Genomic DNA, 15,003 nt, shown 5'->3' with positions numbered 1-15,003 from the left:
TCAATCATAGAGCAGTAGAAAGGAGGTAAGTGATGCCAAATTTAGCGGAACAAACAGTTGCACCCCAACCCAAGCTCTTGCCTGTTGTGCGGCGGGTTATTGAGCAGTTGGATGCGCTCTATATGGAAAGTGCCGGTAGTGTTAAGGCCAAAAGTCAGCTGGCCGATGTCTACTCGCATTGGCTGGCTGGGGGGCGAACCGGGCCATCGGGATTGCGCTACTACGTACAGGCCTTGGGTGCGCAGCTGGGGGATGAGGATTCCCGCACGGTATTTGCCGAAGCGGCAGAGCGGGTGTTGATTCATTTGCAGTCGGGTTATGCCAACTGACAAGCCAGTATTTTTTGTATAAACCGGTTTATCTCGCAGCCAGAGATAGCCGGTTGTTTACGTTGAGGTGCTACACTCCAAAGCATTACTCTTTTTTGTGTTGGTGCGATGAGTGAAATGCCAAGCATAAGACGCTACATGCGCGAAAATCCCATAGCAGCACGGCTGTTAGGGCTCATTATTATCAGCAGTTCTATTATCACGTTGGTTGCCGTTTTGCTGCAGCTGCACAGCAATTTTAATGACGATATCGCCGCGCTGGAAAAACGTATCGATCAGGTGCGGATTAGCACTCTCGCGAGTATTACCAAAAGTTTGTGGGGGTTTGACCAGGAGCAGCTGAATATCCAAATCCACAGTGTGCTTGCGGTGGATGATGTAGTGCAGGTTCGGGTTATTTGGCACGATTGGAACAACGCTGAACAGACGCTGGTTGCCAGCAATAATATTTACGATCCCAAAGACCTTGAAACCAAACGCAGTCAGTTTCTGGTGCGCAGTTATCCGCTTATCTACGAAGATGCCAGTACCCCACAGCAGCAGCTGGGAGTGCTCACGGTTACGGCCAGCCTCAATAGTATTTATGACAAGTTGTGGCAGCGCGCTGTATTTATCGCTTTGGTACAGGGCACCAAAACCCTGGTTATTGCGCTGTTTATCGTCTGGTTAGTGCACACCCTGCTCACTCGCCACATGAAGGCGGTTGCCAACTATGCGCGCAACCTCAATTTGGAAACACTCACCAAACCGCTAAAACTCAAGCGCCTGAAAGTAAATTCTGCGCCCGATGAACTGGATAATGTGGTCAGTGCGATCAACCACATGCGCGAGACATTACTTGACGATATCGAGCAGCGCCATGCAATTGAAATCGCGCTGTTAACCGAGAAAGAAGAGAAGCTGGAAACCCGTCGCCAAAAAAATGCAGCGGAAGATGCCAGTCGCGCCAAGAGCCAGTTTCTCGCCACTATGAGCCATGAAATTCGCACGCCGATGAATGGTGTAATTGGCATGCTGGAAATGCTGCGCGACACGCCGCTGGATGACAATCAAAAACATTACATCGATGTTATTCACCGCTCGGGTGAAACCTTGCTCACCATCATTAATGACATTCTTGATTACTCCAAAATTGAAGCCGGCAAAATGGAGTTGGAGGAGACCACCTTTGAGCTCGACGAACTGGTCGAAAACTGCGTCCAATTATTTGGGGCTACGGCTAATAAACGGCAAATAGAACTCTTTGGCGGCCTATTGCCCGGTGTGCCGCGCTGGTTGCGCGGCGACCCAACGCGCTTGCGTCAAATTATTATCAATCTGCTGGGTAACGCCTTTAAGTTCACCAGTGAAGGTTTTATTTCACTGCAGGTCAGTGTTTTGCAGCAGTTGGATAATGATCGGGTAGAGCTGCACTTCGCGGTGCAAGACAGTGGCATAGGTATAGATATGTCCAGCGCCGGCAATTTGTTCGACTCTTTCAATCAAGCCGATGCATCCACCACGCGCAAATACGGTGGCACCGGGTTAGGTTTGGCGATTTGTAAAAGCCTCGCGGAGTTGATGGGTGGCAAAATTGGTGTCGAGAGCGAAAAAGGCCGGGGCTCAACCTTTTGGTTCACGGTCAGGTTGGCGCAGGAATCGGTCTGCGATTTGACGAGCGCACCCCCTGAAAAAAGCGAGCATTTGCTGCGTAATAAAAAACTTTTGTTAGTCGAAGGTGGCGTGATGCTCGCTGAGTTTATCGCCCGCTGCTGCAAAGATTGGGGGGTAAATGTAGAGGCTGCACGCTCGGCAAAAACAGCACTGGCACAGCTTAAACATGCCATGCACTCCGGTGAGCCATTTGATTTTGTGGGTGTCGATTATTCCCTGCCGGATGCCAGCGGCCTGGAATTTGCCCAATTACTGCGAGATGTACCGGAATTTAGCGAACTGCCGCTATTTATGTTTAGCCCCGGCGATGTGTATCACGACCAACTGCAATTGCGTCGCCTGGCTGTTCACTCCGTGGTGCGCAAGCCCATTTCAATGAAGCTTTTACAGCGCGAGCTGATCGCCCTGTCAGGTCACGAAGCCGCCCCGGAATTACCCAGTGAGCGCAATAAACAGCAGGATCTGGCCAAGTTCTCCCATTTGCGGGTATTGGTTGCCGAGGATAATCCGGTGAATCGCATGGTAATTAAAGGGCTGTTGGGCAAGCTCAGCATAGTTCCTGTATTCGCAGAAAATGGTGTTGAAGCTTGCGATGCTGCACAGCAGCAAAAAAATCGGTTTAACCTGGTTTTGATGGATTGTGAAATGCCGGAAATGGACGGCTTTGAAGCGACTCGCAGCATTCGCGATTATGAGCGGCGCGAGGGATTAACGCCCATTCCCATTATCGCCCTCACTGCCCATGCCCTGCAGGAACATCGCGAAGCAGTATTCGCCTGTGGCATGAACTACTACTTATCCAAGCCCATCACGCTGGATACACTCTATGCTGCATTTGACGCTGCAGGACTTTTATCACCGCCCACATAGGGCGCCCCTATAGTGGTGATTGGTTTTTTCTCCTTGCCTGTGTTCGGGTCAATCCTTATGATGGCGATCACTAATTGGGTACGCCCACCACCAGCTAACCTATAGGTTTGGAGTTATTTATGAGTAGTGATGCAATCGTTCATGTTAGTGATGCCAGCTTCGAGCAGGACGTATTAACAGCAGATTTGCCTGTGCTGGTAGACTTTTGGGCAGCCTGGTGCGGCCCTTGTAAAATGATCGCTCCTATTCTTGATGATTTGGCTGAGCAATTCGAAGGCAAAATCAAAATCGCCAAAATGGACGTAGATGCCAACAAAGATACCCCGGCTAAATTTGGTATTCGCGGTATTCCTACGCTGATTATTTTCAAGAACGGCGCGGCTCACGCGACCAAAGTTGGTGCACTGAGCAAACCGCAATTGGTTGATTTTATTAATTCATCCATCTAATTGCTCCGGGCCATCGCAAGATGGCCCAATTTGTTTTTGCACTTACAGATTTTTATCGCTATACTCCGAACATCCAATGTTTGTTCCTCTCCGAATCTCCTTCCCGATTCTAAAAACACAGACGAACAAACTCTAAATTCCCTGCTGTTGTTCTTGCCCCGGTATCTGACACGCGAATAAACCAATCGACCAGTTTTCTGCTAACAACAAATGAATGGACTTACCTATGTCCATCATGGAATCAAAGCTGGTTAACTAACTATCCGCAGAATTCTCGTCAGATTACCTTGCAAACCGCACAGCATAACTGTGTTTAGTTTTCTACAAACGTTTAATTTTCTAAAAACAATATCGCTCTCGCGATCATCTGCAATAAACCTACATCCATCTATAAAGTCTTTTCTATGAATCTAACCGACCTTAAAAAGAAACCGATTGAAGAATTAATTGATATCGCCCATGAAATGGGATTGGAAAATATCGCCCGCTCGCGCAAACAGGACATTATTTTTAATATCCTCAAGCGCCACGCCAAAGGCGGAGAGGATATTTACGGGGACGGGGTTTTGGAAATTTTGGTGGATGGATTCGGATTTTTACGCTCAGCCGACAGTTCGTATCTAGCAGGTCCCGACGATATTTATGTTTCACCCAGTCAGATTCGCCGCTTTAACCTGCGCACTGGCGATACCATCTCCGGCAAAATTCGCCCCCCCAAAGAAGGTGAACGCTATTTTGCCCTGTTGAAAGTTAACGATATTAACTTCGACAAACCAGAAAACTCCCGCAATAAAATTCTGTTTGAAAACCTCACGCCGCTGTTCCCCAATATTCGTCTGCCGCTTGAAGCGGGCAATGGTTCTACCGAAGACCTCACCGGTCGTATCATCGATTTGATTGCTCCCATTGGTAAAGGTCAGCGCGGTTTGATCGTGGCGCCACCGAAAGCCGGTAAAACCATCATGATGCAAAATATTGCGCAGGCGATTACGCGCAATAATCCCGAGTGTCATTTGATTGTATTGCTGATCGACGAACGCCCGGAAGAAGTAACTGAAATGCAGCGCTCAGTGCGCGGCGAAGTGGTTGCTTCTACTTTTGATGAGCCACCTGCACGTCACGTACAAGTGGCCGACATGGTGATCGAGAAAGCCAAGCGTTTGGTTGAACACAAAAAAGACGTAGTGATTCTGCTCGACTCTATCACCCGTTTGGCGCGCGCGTACAACACTGTGATTCCTTCATCCGGTAAAGTATTGACCGGTGGTGTGGATGCGCATGCGCTGGAGCGCCCCAAGCGTTTCTTTGGTGCGGCGCGTAACATCGAGGAAGGTGGCAGTTTGAGTATTATCGCCACTGCACTGGTTGATACCGGCTCCAAAATGGATGAAGTGATTTACGAAGAATTTAAAGGTACCGGCAACCTGGAATTGCACCTTGATCGCAAAATTGCGGAAAAGCGTATTTATCCCGCAATTAACGTGCGTCGCTCCGGTACTCGCCGTGAAGACTTATTGATGAAAGAGGATGAGTTGCAGCGCGCCTGGATTCTGCGTCGTTTGTTGAACGATATGGAAGACGTTGCCGCAACAGAATTTTTACTCGACAAGTTGAAAGATTTCAAAACCAACGACGAATTCTTTATGTCGATGAAACGCAAGTAATCCCTCCCTGCCTTCCCCTGGAAAAGGGGGTGAGGTTGTGTGTGGATTTAAAGTTGTAGCTTGTAGCCCGTATGGAGCGCAGCGTAATGCGGGAAATTCAAACCCGTATTTACTGCACTCGATACGGGTTTTTCTTTTTTTACAGTGTTCTTTTTTTACTCTTATTTTTTAACAGTTTTTATAATTTCGATTTTTTTAACTTTGGCTTTACGACTCGGGTTGTCAAGAATATGAAATACAAAGACCTAAGGGATTTTATCGATTTGCTGGAGGCGCGCGGTTTATTAAAACGCATCAAGCAAGAAATCGACCCCAACCTTGAAATGACAGAAATTTGCGACCGCACGCTGCGCGCCGGTGGCCCCGCGTTGCTATTTGAAAATCCCAAAGGTTATACCATTCCGGTGCTGGCCAACTTATTTGGCACCCCCGAGCGAGTGGCTTTGGGCATGGGGCAGGAGTCGGTAAGTGCGCTGCGCGAGGTGGGCAAGTTGCTCGCCTTTTTAAAAGAGCCGGAACCACCTAAAGGTTTTAAAGATGCCTGGGATAAATTGCCTTTATTTAAACAGGTATTAAATCTGGCTCCCAAAGTATTGGGCAAAGCCCAGTGTCAGGATGTGGTGCTGGAAGGCGATGCCGTCAATTTGGATCTGTTGCCAATTCAAACTTGTTGGCCGGGTGATGCCGGGCCCTTGGTGACTTGGCCGCTTGTTGTTACCCGTGGGCCGCACAAAGAGCGGCAGAACCTGGGTATTTACCGCATGCAAAAAATCGGTAAAAACCGGCTGATTATGCGCTGGCTTTCCCATCGCGGCGGTGCGTTGGATTTTCGCGAATTTCAAATTCAAAACCCCGGCAAAAATTATCCCGTTGCAGTTGCTCTCGGTGCTGATCCCGCAACTATTCTTGGAGCGGTAACACCAGTGCCGGATACTTTGTCTGAATACGGTTTTGCCGGATTGTTGCGCGGCGATAAAACCGAAGTGGTGAAATGTATCGGCAACGATTTACAAGTACCCGCATCGGCCGAATTTATTTTGGAAGGCTATATCGCACCCAATGATTTGGCGCCCGAGGGGCCATTTGGCGATCACACCGGTTATTACAACGAAGTGGATAATTTTCCGGTATTTACCGTCGAACGTATTACCCATCGCCGCGATCCTATTTATCACAGCACCTATACCGGTCGTCCGCCAGATGAACCCGCTATTCTCGGTGTGGCACTCAACGAAGTGTTTGTGCCGATTTTGCAAAAACAATTTCCGGAAATTGTGGATTTTTATTTGCCACCCGAAGGCTGTTCCTATCGCATGGCAGTCGTCACTATGAAAAAACAATATCCCGGTCACGCCAAGCGGGTGATGATGGGTGTGTGGAGTTTTCTGCGGCAATTTATGTACACCAAATTTGTGATTGTCACCGACGATGATATTAATGCGCGCGATTGGAACGATGTGATCTGGGCGATGACCACGCGCATGGACCCGGCGCGCGACACAGTGATGATTGAAAATACACCGATTGATTATCTCGATTTTGCCTCGCCGGTTTCCGGTTTGGGTTCCAAAATTGGTTTTGATGCCACTAACAAATGGCCCGGTGAAACTGTGCGCGAATGGGGCACACCTATTGTGATGGATGAACAGGTAAAAGCGCGGGTTGATGAGATCTGGAATGAATTGGGCATAGATTTGCCATCCGCCTATTAATAACCGGAGTGTGCGATGAGTTTGCAAGAAGAGTGTTTTCTCGATTGCCCCTACTGCGGCGAGCCGATCAGTGTGCTGGTGGACTGCTCGCTGGAGCAGCAAACCTATGTGGAAGATTGCCAGGTCTGCTGCCAGCCAATGGTGTTACAGGTGACAGTTGATGAAGAGGGTATAGCAAGTGTTTACGCCCAGCGTGAGGATGAATAGCTGCTAGTATCTGTAATCGATAACCTTGGTTTTAAGCGGTTTATGGGTTATAAAACTTTTGGTGTGTCTGTCGGTAGCTGAATCATTCCATTCAAAAAAGGGGTTTTAACATGAGCATCGTAAAAGAATTCAAAGCCTTTGCTATCAAAGGTAATGTGGTGGATTTAGCCGTGGGTGTGATTATCGGCACCGCCTTCGGCAAAATTGTGTCGTCATTGGTGGGTGATGTGGTTATGCCGCCAATTGGTTACTTAATTGGTGGGGTTAATTTTTCTGACCTGGCATTTACTTTACCGGCGTTGCTGGAGGGGCAGACTCCGGTTTTGGTGGCCTACGGTAAATTCCTGCAAACGCTGATTGATTTCACCATTATTGCGTTTGTTATTTTTATGGTTATTAAAGTGATCAATCGCTTAAAGAAAAAGGAAGAGGAGGCTCCTGCTGCTCCCCCACCACCCAGCAATGAAGAGTTATTGCTGACCGAAATTCGCGATTTATTAAAACAGCAGCAAAAATAAAAGTGACGGCTGGCAGATAATAATCTCTGCCAGTGCGATAAAAAAATAGGGCGATCCCGTTAAACAGGGTCGCCCTATTTTTTTGGCAACTACTGTCAACTATTCTTCAGTGGGGGGATTTAATAACACCCAGCTTTCCAATTCCGGATGAAAAAATCCACACTCGCGATAGGCTCGCTCGATGGTGCCCGTGCGTCGCAGCTGCGCCACGCCCAGACTCAAGGCGCGGTAAAACTCCGCAGCCAAAGGGTGTTTTTTGCTGACTGGCCAGTGGCGGCTACCGCTGATGGCAATTTTTATTCCCTCGATGGGCACGAGCTTGATGTTATCCACCTGAATTTCTTTGCCGGGATTATTCGCCACCGGCGAGAGCGTAAAATCCACACGCCCGGCGTTGATCATCCGTGCGATGTTGATCCAGTTAGGCGTGTACATAATTTTGTCGAAACCCAATTGCTGCAGGGTATCCAAATCGGGTTTCCACTGGCGGCTGGTGGCGACTTTGAGTTGGGTGAGTTGCGCAAGGGTTTTGCTGTTAAGGGCGCGCTGATTGTTGGGGGAGGTATAAAGCCCCACAACAAATTGCCCCTCTTTTACGATGGGTGCGGAAATGTGCAATTGATCCTGTTGGCCAATTAAATCCTGATACCAAATCGTTCCGCCAATGCTGAGCGTTTTACCATCGATCACATTGCGAATACTGCGAAAATAATTTTCCTCATCGGCAAACTCTATGGGCTGCTCAAAACCTCCCAGTGCGAGTGCTTGCTGCATCAACACTAATTCAATTACATCGCGGCGTGCGTAGTTGCCGCCATAAAAGCTAATTTCCTGTACATCGCGCCCGGCTAAAAATTGGGTGTAATCGCGATGGATATCGGGCAGTACGGCAATAGTGGCTTTGGGTTGAGCCGAGAGCGGGGCACTGACAAAAAAACTTGCCAACAGAATCAAGCAAGCGGAGAGCCAACAGCCTAGGGAAGTATTGATTCGCATAAAGGTCAGTATCTGAAAATGCTGTGAATGAGCCATGGCCTGGTGATGTACATACCCGTTTTAGTGTGGGCGCCATTTGGCCAATCGTCCAGTTTCAGAGTATGGGCTGGCCGCGGTACATGCGCACAGGCTTTTCAGCCACGGGCACGCTGGGAGCCAGAATTTCACTGCGCACTATGTTGTCACCGCCGGGTGTTTCCTGGGTTGCATCTTCCAGTACGGTTTGGCCGCGATATACCTTCACCACCTGGCGCGGTATTTCTTTGGTGTTCTCACTAACCACCGGTTCCAACAGGCTGGCCCATTCCGGCCCCGCCATAAATAGCAGCTCTTTGATCAAGGCTTTAGTGATAGTGTCTTTGCTGTGCTGGTGATAGTCGGCTAACTCTTTCAGCACATCCGGGTTGGCCATTTTGACGCTGGGCTTCATGGCCGCGTCAACCCGGCGCCGAATTTCGTACACCAAATCGACCATGGGCTTAGTGTATTGCATGCTCCGCTCTCCTCAGTCTTGGGTGGGAATCGTGATCCCAGGCTATGAGTTGAGCAAAAATCAGACCAAGGCCGGAAAGCCTGTAAATCCTTACTTTTATTGCTATTGCTTCTATTGGTTGATATTTATTGGTGCGCGTTGGCTTTTTTGGTGCACTCTTGTGCTGCTTAAATGTGCGCTTATGAGTGCCCCTTTATCAGCGAATAAGGTGATCCATTTCACGTGCAGGTTGTGAACACTGTGTCTCCCCGATCACTTGCGCTGGTACGCCTGCCACAGTCGCGCGCGCAGGTACGTCTTTAATCACTACACTGCCTGCACCAATTTTGGCGCATTCGCCCACGGTGATATTGCCCAGAATCTTGGCGCCGGCGCCAATTAACACGCCTTTGCGCACTTTGGGGTGCCTATCGCCGGCTTCTTTACCGGTGCCGCCCAGAGTGACCGACTGCATGATGGATACCATGTCCTCGATCACCGCTGTCTCGCCAATCACAATGCCGGTGGCGTGATCAAACATAATGCCCTTGCCGATACGCGCAGCGGGGTGGATATCCACCGCAAACACCGCCGAAATACGGTTCTGCAGGAACAGCGCAAGTGAATTGCGCCCCTGATTCCACAGCCAATGCGCAATGCGATAAGCCTGCAGCGCGTGAAAACCTTTGAAGTAAAGCAGTGGCGTTACCAGCGAGCAGCAGGCGGAGTCGCGCTCGCTAACCGCGAGTAAATCCGCACGCACCGACTCCACAATGCTCTGGTCTTTTGCCATGGCCTCTTCGATGACTTCGCGAATTAACATCGCAGGCAGCGCGGGGCTATCGAGTTTATTGGCGAGGTGGAAGCTGAGTGCCGCTTCCAAGGTGTCGTGATTGAGGATGGTCGAATAAAGGAAGCTGGCGAGTACCGGTTCGGCCTCGGCTTGTTTGCGGGTTTGCACGCGAATCGATTCCCACAAACTGTCGATGACAAGGGCGCTGGTGGCGGCGGTGACGGTGGCATTCATGGCCAGATCCTTATTCGGAGAAATAAAAAACCATTATTGGGGGCATAGGCGAATAATTCCAGCGCCAGCAGCTCGATACGTTTAATAAATGACCAGCGGTGGTTCGTTCATCGCGGCCAGCTGCTCGCGCAACTCCAGAATATGCTCGCCCCAATAGCGTTCGGTGTTAAACCAGGGGAAGTGACGGGGAAAGGCCGGGTCGGTCCAGCGCCGCGCCAGCCACGCACTGTAGTGCATGATACGCAGGCTGCGCAGGGCTTCGATCAAGGCCAGTTCCGCCAAATCAAAATCGCAAAACTCGCGGTAGCCTTCCAGCACTTCCGCCAGTTGCAAGGTCTGCTGCTCGCGTTCGCCGGAGAGCAGCATCCACAAATCCTGAATCGCCGGGCCCATGCGTGCATCGTCAAAATCGACAAAGTGGGGCACCTCTTCGCGCCACAAAATATTGCCTGGGTGACAGTCGCCATGCAGGCGAATGGGCGTGTAGTCCACGCGTGCGAATAGCGTTTCGCAGCGCGCTAATAAATCGGCACCCAAAGTGCGGTAGGACTCGCGCAGGCTGGCGGGGATAAAATCGTTCGCCAGCAAAAAGTCGTAACTGTCGCGCCCAAAGGTTTGGATATTCAGCGCCGGGCGATGCACAAACGGGCGCGCTTGCCCCAAGGCATGAATGCGCCCGAGGGTGCGGCCGAGCGAGAGCAGCGCATCAAAGTCATCCAGGTTGGGTGCGTGGCCGCCTTGACGTAAGTAGAGCGCAAAACGAAACCCCTGAAATTCGCGCAGGGTATTGCCCTCGTCGTCGGCCATGGGTGGCACTACCGAAATCTCCAAGTCCTTTAGCGCTTGGGTGAACTCATGCTCTTCAATAATCTGTTCATTGGTCCAGCGCTCGGGGCGATAAAACTTCGCGATCAAGGGGCTCGCGCCTTCAATGCCCACTTGATAAACGCGGTTCTCGTAACTGTTGAGCGCCAGAATGCGCGCATCGGTTAAAAAACCGGTGCTGTCGATAGCATCCAACACCATATCGGGCGTGAGCAGTTCGTAAGGGTGGGCTTGGTTCATGGGGAGCGCTCGCAAAAGTAAGCCGTGATTGTACGCCGCTGCGCGCTGGCGTGCTTGCCCAAGCCGATTTTGCGGCGCAGATCGTTTTATCCTGGCTAAATTTTGAAGGAAGCGGTTAAAAATGCTACAAGTAACACTCTGCCGATCAGAGTAGACGCACTGTTTGCCAAAGCCTCCAACAATAGCCACAGCTAACAAACGGAATTCCTATGATTAAAATTGCCTTCTACAACCTCAAAGGCGGCGTGGGTAAAACCACCACCGCGGTCAACATGGCCTACATGGCGGCCGCGGCCAAAAAAAATGTCATCCTCTGGGATTTAGACCCGCAAGCGGCGGCCAGTTGGTTTTGTCAGCAAGAACCCGGCGCGGGCAAGGCCATCAAGCTGTTCAACAAAGGCAAATCCATCGGTGAGATGGAGTTGTTCAGTCCCTATCCCAACCTGATGTTAATCCCTGCCGATTTGAGCCTGCGCAGTTTGGATAGCGAGTTTGATGAGCTGAGCAAAGACAAAAAATTCTTCAAACAGCTGCTCAAGCCCCTGAGCGAAAAAGCCGATGTGCTGATTTTTGATTGCCCGCCCACGCTCTCGCCCAGCGTTGAACAGCTGTTGCAGGAAGTGGATATTCTGTTGATCCCGATGATTCCCAGCCCGCTATCGATCCGCGCGATGGAGCAAGTGGTGGAGTTTCTCGCCAGCAAAAAATCCGCCCCCAAACGCATTGTCGGTTTTTTTAATCAGGTAGATATGCGCCGCAACCTGCACCGCGAGGCGATAGACAACAGCAAAAAAATGCCGGTGCCCATGCTCAAAACCTGGATCCCCAACGACTCCGCCGTAGAGCAAATGGGGCTGCGACGCGCACCACTTACCAGCTACAATCAACGCAGCCGCGCGGCACTGGCCTATCTCGATCTGTGGAAAGAAATAGCGCGCCTGCTGAAAGCCGCGGCCAAAGAAAGTGAATGATCGCTCTGCGGTTAAAGTCTCACATCACACAAACGAGTTATCTGATGATCAAACGTTGTTCCCAATTGTGTCTGGCTGGTCTGTTATTTGTGTTGGCCGGCTGTGCAACCCACTCTGACTACCCAAGTTACCCAGCGCCCCAACCGCAAGAGCCGGTTAAACCAGCGCCCGTAGTTGTCCAACCCCAGCCCGGCGCAGTCACACCATCACCTACACCTGCTCCCGCGATGGTACTTAACCCCGCTGCTGTTAGCCTCGCCAAACAAGCGCGCGGCCAGTATCAAGCGCAAGACTACCAAGGTGCCATCGCCACCGCCGAACGCGGTTTGCGCATTGAGCGGCGCGCGGCAGATTTGTATTTGGTGCTCGCGCAAAGTTATGTGCAGTTGGGTTCCCCCGATAAAGCCAAAATGTTTGTGCAACAAGGCAAACGTTTCGCCACCCCCGGCTCAGACGCCGCCCAAGGTTTGCTGCGTTTGGATTTGTTGCTGGGAAATTAATCCCGTCAGCTCCCCAAGCCAGGCTTGTGAACCGGACAGAAAAATCAGGTGAACTTTGCCGTGAATATTGCAACGCAAGTGCGCTTAGCACTTGCGTTCGCATTTGTACTCTAGGTGAATTTTGCGTTTCTGGATTGTCTGCTGGTGCTGGAGCAAATGTATGTCTTGCGGAGCATTTTTTTATAGCGTCCCCAAAAAAACATCCAAATCAACACTCCCTGTAACCCCATCAACACTCCCGCTTTGCGAATACTGCCAAAAATTATATGTGCTCCAACCAAATGGAATTTTTGGTGCAGCCACACCATATTCCGCGACCCAGAGTGGGTACTTGGAAAAATCAGTATTGATAGTTTGATTCCAAAATGAAGGGCCGGTGTAAATCATGGGCGTTCGGCCCAGAGCTTTTTCCACAGTGTCCAGCCAGATTTGCAAATTCGCGGCGACGCTGTTGCTGCCGTAATTGCCTTTAAAAATTTCAATATCCACAACCGGCGCCAAATCATTCGCAGCGAGTGAACCTACGGCATTAATAAAATTATTAGCTTGGCTAACAGGGTCATCATTCGTTTCGTAAAAATGATAAGCGCCGCGCAAAATACCGGCTGCTTGTATACCTTGCCAGTTGGTATGGAACTGCGGGTCAGTGTAGGTATTACCATCGGTAGCTTTTGCGTAAGCAAACGCAATTCCCGCCGCCTTAACTTTTTTCCAATCCACCGCGCCTTGGTAATGGGAAACGTCTATACCTTGTGGTTGGTTGTTGGTAGTCATGAGATGATCCTTTGAACTAATTGTTTATTTATTTTTTGGTGTTCTTAACGCGATCTATGTTAGGGAAAAGTCGATTTATTCTAAGTGGTGTTATAGATCAATTTGGTTGGGGCGGCTTTCGGCAAATGGCGGACCTAGGTGACGGGGTACTCAGCAAGAGAAAAGGCCGATTTTGATGCCGAAGCTGCCGATTTTTTACCACAGTCGCTTGTTAAGTGATTTCAATTTCTTCGTCTAACTTTCCGCGCAACTCAAATAATTCTAGTAGCTTTATTGCTTCGTTTTGTAGCTTTTTCCATTCAAGAGTGGCTTTAATTTCTTTAAATGGAGGCATATTTTTAGGCGTAGATTCACAATATTGAAGCCAAAGCATATGAAACGCCAGAAGATTACTTCGTTCCTCCTTTGTAAATACTGGCTCAATGTAAATAGTGATTCTTCCTTCGTCTACGAAGTCTTCCCATAGATTTATCATTTCATCCGGTCCAAGCAGCTCCCAATCTTCGTTGCAAGCATAACCAGAAAGCACTTCCATAATTCTATTTCTAAGCCTTTGGGCCAATAGCTTTTCAGATATTTCAGACAAAGCTCGATTTCCTTTTTTTAGCTCACTTAACGTTAAGCACAACGGCAGTTTGTAAGTTGTGCGTTTTGCTGCGCCTTGTTAAGTGTTTGCACACAATTTTTCATAAATTACCTGCCGCTCTTTTTCAGAGGCATTGTCAAAACGTTCGAATAACCCAAAACAATAGAGTCTCTCGTTCATTGTCATGCCGCCAATGCCTAATATTGCTTCATTCTTGAAGCTAGACCAAAGCTTATACAGATGGCTATGAGTTTCTTCGCTGGATATCCAGAAGTTGCCGAAGAACCTTTCGATTGCATTAGCTAGCTCTACCACATCCGTACTATCGGTTTTCCAACTGCTTAGATGCGAAACTAAACAAGTAACCACTTCATCGCTTGAATATTTTTTCGCTTCTTTAATGTATTCGTCGTAATTCATTTTTACACTTAACGTCGCGATAAACGGTGGTTTTTAAGTTGCACTTTTGCCGTAAAATGGAGCGAAGCGGAATGGCAAAAGAGCAACTTAAAAATCCATCCGTTTGATTGCTTTGTTAGGCTTTTATTTAAAATTACCGAAAACAATAAAATAAGCAAGCGCCAAACAAAGCAAACCGATTAGCGCAAGAGCACCATTTTTTGCATTTCTGAAGGCAGGTTCTCCTTTCTTAACTCGATTCCATTCCATCTTTAAAAGAGGGCGAGAATATTCTGTAGCAATCTGAATTGCCTTCATAGTTTCAGTGCTATCTGATTTTTCAGCTAGTGCGGCATTCTGTTTTTGTATAGCTACGCCTAACAAGCGGATAAGTTCATTGTGTTCAATGTCTTCGGAGTTCAGCCGAAGTTGAATTCGGGAATATACTTCGGCAACTTGATACCTTATTTCACTAATTTTTTCCGGTGAAATTTTAAATTTATTTTTATTTTCAGATTCTTCTGTAAATATGAACTGTTCTTCTGTAGCTCGCGCAAATGCTCTTGCACAAGCAAAAAAAATTGAAAGGTCTTCTCTAAGAGCGTCAATCCACGCCTGCCTAAATTCTGATATCTTTTGCTCTTTGGTTAGCGTTAAATTAACGAAAGAAATGATCGCGGTTATTAGTGAAGCAGTAACCGTTGCCATAGCAACAATGGAAAACACTGGTAGTTCCGAAGACATATATTACTTCTCAGGCTTGAGCTGGTCTTACCCACAAAAAGTAGACACCCTAACTATGCAGCCAAGG

At 48.9% G+C, this 15,003-nt stretch carries 17 protein-coding genes; 9 read left to right on the top strand and 8 right to left on the bottom strand.

What is annotated here, in order from left to right; all coding sequences use genetic code 11:
- Window positions 1–32: 32 nt before the first annotated feature.
- From O59_RS00085 to mscL, 7 genes are all read left to right on the top strand, one after another.
- Window positions 33–329: a hypothetical protein gene (locus O59_RS00085; RefSeq protein ID WP_007638217.1), complete on the top strand. Its 297-nt coding sequence runs from the start codon at window positions 33–35 to the stop codon at window positions 327–329.
- Between the two features lie 117 nt (window positions 330–446).
- Window positions 447–2,852, top strand: coding sequence for a response regulator (locus tag O59_RS00080; RefSeq protein WP_040390938.1), 2,406 nt, complete (start codon window positions 447–449; stop codon window positions 2,850–2,852).
- Between the two features lie 119 nt (window positions 2,853–2,971).
- Window positions 2,972–3,301 (top strand): thioredoxin TrxA, encoded by a 330-nt coding sequence (gene trxA, locus O59_RS00075; RefSeq protein WP_040390936.1) that lies wholly within the window; start codon window positions 2,972–2,974, stop codon window positions 3,299–3,301.
- A 404-nt stretch (window positions 3,302–3,705) separates the two neighbouring features.
- The gene (gene rho, locus O59_RS00070) at window positions 3,706–4,965 is read left to right on the top strand and encodes a transcription termination factor Rho (RefSeq protein WP_007638212.1); all 1,260 of its coding nucleotides are present in this window, start codon (window positions 3,706–3,708) and stop codon (window positions 4,963–4,965) included.
- A 230-nt stretch (window positions 4,966–5,195) separates the two neighbouring features.
- Window positions 5,196–6,677 carry a 4-hydroxy-3-polyprenylbenzoate decarboxylase gene (gene ubiD / locus O59_RS00065; RefSeq protein WP_040391213.1) on the top strand — a complete coding sequence of 494 codons (1,482 nt, stop codon included), beginning with the start codon at window positions 5,196–5,198 and terminating at the stop codon, window positions 6,675–6,677.
- A 15-nt stretch (window positions 6,678–6,692) separates the two neighbouring features.
- Complete coding sequence (locus O59_RS00060; protein ID WP_007638210.1) at window positions 6,693–6,884, top strand: CPXCG motif-containing cysteine-rich protein; 192 nt, start codon at window positions 6,693–6,695, stop codon at window positions 6,882–6,884.
- A 110-nt stretch (window positions 6,885–6,994) separates the two neighbouring features.
- Window positions 6,995–7,402, top strand: a complete 408-nt coding sequence (gene mscL, locus O59_RS00055; RefSeq protein WP_007638209.1) for a large-conductance mechanosensitive channel protein MscL — start codon at window positions 6,995–6,997, stop codon at window positions 7,400–7,402.
- A gap of 99 nt (window positions 7,403–7,501) precedes the next feature.
- Here mscL and O59_RS00050 read toward each other — a convergent pair whose 3' ends face one another.
- The 4 genes from O59_RS00050 to O59_RS00035 all read right to left on the bottom strand — a co-directional run bounded on the left by O59_RS00050 (window position 7,502) and on the right by O59_RS00035 (window position 10,962).
- Window positions 7,502–8,398, bottom strand: coding sequence for a hypothetical protein (locus O59_RS00050; RefSeq protein WP_151055850.1), 897 nt, complete (start codon window positions 8,396–8,398; stop codon window positions 7,502–7,504).
- A gap of 94 nt (window positions 8,399–8,492) precedes the next feature.
- On the bottom strand, window positions 8,493–8,891 hold the full coding sequence (locus O59_RS00045; protein ID WP_007638206.1) for a hypothetical protein: 399 nt from the start codon (window positions 8,889–8,891) through the stop codon (window positions 8,493–8,495).
- A 196-nt stretch (window positions 8,892–9,087) separates the two neighbouring features.
- Window positions 9,088–9,858 (bottom strand): serine O-acetyltransferase, encoded by a 771-nt coding sequence (gene cysE, locus O59_RS00040; protein WP_369728130.1) that lies wholly within the window; start codon window positions 9,856–9,858, stop codon window positions 9,088–9,090.
- A gap of 120 nt (window positions 9,859–9,978) precedes the next feature.
- The gene (locus tag O59_RS00035) at window positions 9,979–10,962 is read right to left on the bottom strand and encodes a serine/threonine protein kinase (RefSeq protein WP_007638204.1); all 984 of its coding nucleotides are present in this window, start codon (window positions 10,960–10,962) and stop codon (window positions 9,979–9,981) included.
- Between the two features lie 209 nt (window positions 10,963–11,171).
- Between O59_RS00035 and O59_RS00030 the strand changes: the two genes are divergently transcribed.
- Entirely contained in the window at window positions 11,172–11,933 is a 762-nt protein-coding gene (locus tag O59_RS00030) for a ParA family protein (protein WP_007638203.1), read from the top strand.
- Window positions 11,934–11,977: 44 nt separating this feature from the next.
- Window positions 11,978–12,433, top strand: a complete 456-nt coding sequence (locus O59_RS00025; RefSeq protein ID WP_007638202.1) for a tetratricopeptide repeat protein — start codon at window positions 11,978–11,980, stop codon at window positions 12,431–12,433.
- Between the two features lie 180 nt (window positions 12,434–12,613).
- Here the strand turns inward: O59_RS00025 and O59_RS00020 are convergent, their stop codons facing one another.
- The 4 genes from O59_RS00020 to O59_RS00005 all read right to left on the bottom strand — a co-directional run bounded on the left by O59_RS00020 (window position 12,614) and on the right by O59_RS00005 (window position 14,936).
- Window positions 12,614–13,207: a glycoside hydrolase family 25 protein gene (locus tag O59_RS00020; RefSeq protein WP_007638198.1), complete on the bottom strand. Its 594-nt coding sequence runs from the start codon at window positions 13,205–13,207 to the stop codon at window positions 12,614–12,616.
- A gap of 211 nt (window positions 13,208–13,418) precedes the next feature.
- A complete protein-coding gene (locus O59_RS00015; protein ID WP_040390931.1) occupies window positions 13,419–13,793 on the bottom strand; it encodes a hypothetical protein in 375 nt (124 codons plus the stop codon).
- Window positions 13,794–13,871: 78 nt separating this feature from the next.
- Entirely contained in the window at window positions 13,872–14,213 is a 342-nt protein-coding gene (locus O59_RS00010) for a hypothetical protein (RefSeq protein ID WP_007638194.1), read from the bottom strand.
- 123 nt (window positions 14,214–14,336) lie between these two features.
- Window positions 14,337–14,936 (bottom strand): hypothetical protein, encoded by a 600-nt coding sequence (locus tag O59_RS00005; RefSeq protein WP_040390929.1) that lies wholly within the window; start codon window positions 14,934–14,936, stop codon window positions 14,337–14,339.
- Window positions 14,937–15,003 lie beyond the last annotated feature (67 nt).

The sequence above is a fragment of the Cellvibrio sp. BR genome (assembly GCF_000263355.1).
GTDB lineage: Bacteria > Pseudomonadota > Gammaproteobacteria > Pseudomonadales > Cellvibrionaceae > Cellvibrio.
Note: the sequence above shows the minus strand (reverse complement) of the source record. Positions and strands in the feature narration are given on the sequence as shown.

Coding starts and splice junctions, on each gene's coding strand:
- O59_RS00085 (WP_007638217.1), top strand. CDS start 33: ATGCCAAATTTAGCGGAACAAACAGTTGCACCCCAACCCAAGCTCTTG.
- O59_RS00080 (WP_040390938.1), top strand. CDS start 447: ATGCCAAGCATAAGACGCTACATGCGCGAAAATCCCATAGCAGCACGG.
- trxA (WP_040390936.1), top strand. CDS start 2,972: ATGAGTAGTGATGCAATCGTTCATGTTAGTGATGCCAGCTTCGAGCAG.
- rho (WP_007638212.1), top strand. CDS start 3,706: ATGAATCTAACCGACCTTAAAAAGAAACCGATTGAAGAATTAATTGAT.
- ubiD (WP_040391213.1), top strand. CDS start 5,196: ATGAAATACAAAGACCTAAGGGATTTTATCGATTTGCTGGAGGCGCGC.
- O59_RS00060 (WP_007638210.1), top strand. CDS start 6,693: ATGAGTTTGCAAGAAGAGTGTTTTCTCGATTGCCCCTACTGCGGCGAG.
- mscL (WP_007638209.1), top strand. CDS start 6,995: ATGAGCATCGTAAAAGAATTCAAAGCCTTTGCTATCAAAGGTAATGTG.
- O59_RS00050 (WP_151055850.1), bottom strand. CDS start 8,398: ATGCGAATCAATACTTCCCTAGGCTGTTGGCTCTCCGCTTGCTTGATT.
- O59_RS00045 (WP_007638206.1), bottom strand. CDS start 8,891: ATGCAATACACTAAGCCCATGGTCGATTTGGTGTACGAAATTCGGCGC.
- O59_RS00035 (WP_007638204.1), bottom strand. CDS start 10,962: ATGAACCAAGCCCACCCTTACGAACTGCTCACGCCCGATATGGTGTTG.
- O59_RS00030 (WP_007638203.1), top strand. CDS start 11,172: ATGATTAAAATTGCCTTCTACAACCTCAAAGGCGGCGTGGGTAAAACC.
- O59_RS00025 (WP_007638202.1), top strand. CDS start 11,978: ATGATCAAACGTTGTTCCCAATTGTGTCTGGCTGGTCTGTTATTTGTG.
- O59_RS00020 (WP_007638198.1), bottom strand. CDS start 13,207: ATGACTACCAACAACCAACCACAAGGTATAGACGTTTCCCATTACCAA.
- O59_RS00010 (WP_007638194.1), bottom strand. CDS start 14,213: ATGAATTACGACGAATACATTAAAGAAGCGAAAAAATATTCAAGCGAT.
- O59_RS00005 (WP_040390929.1), bottom strand. CDS start 14,936: ATGTCTTCGGAACTACCAGTGTTTTCCATTGTTGCTATGGCAACGGTT.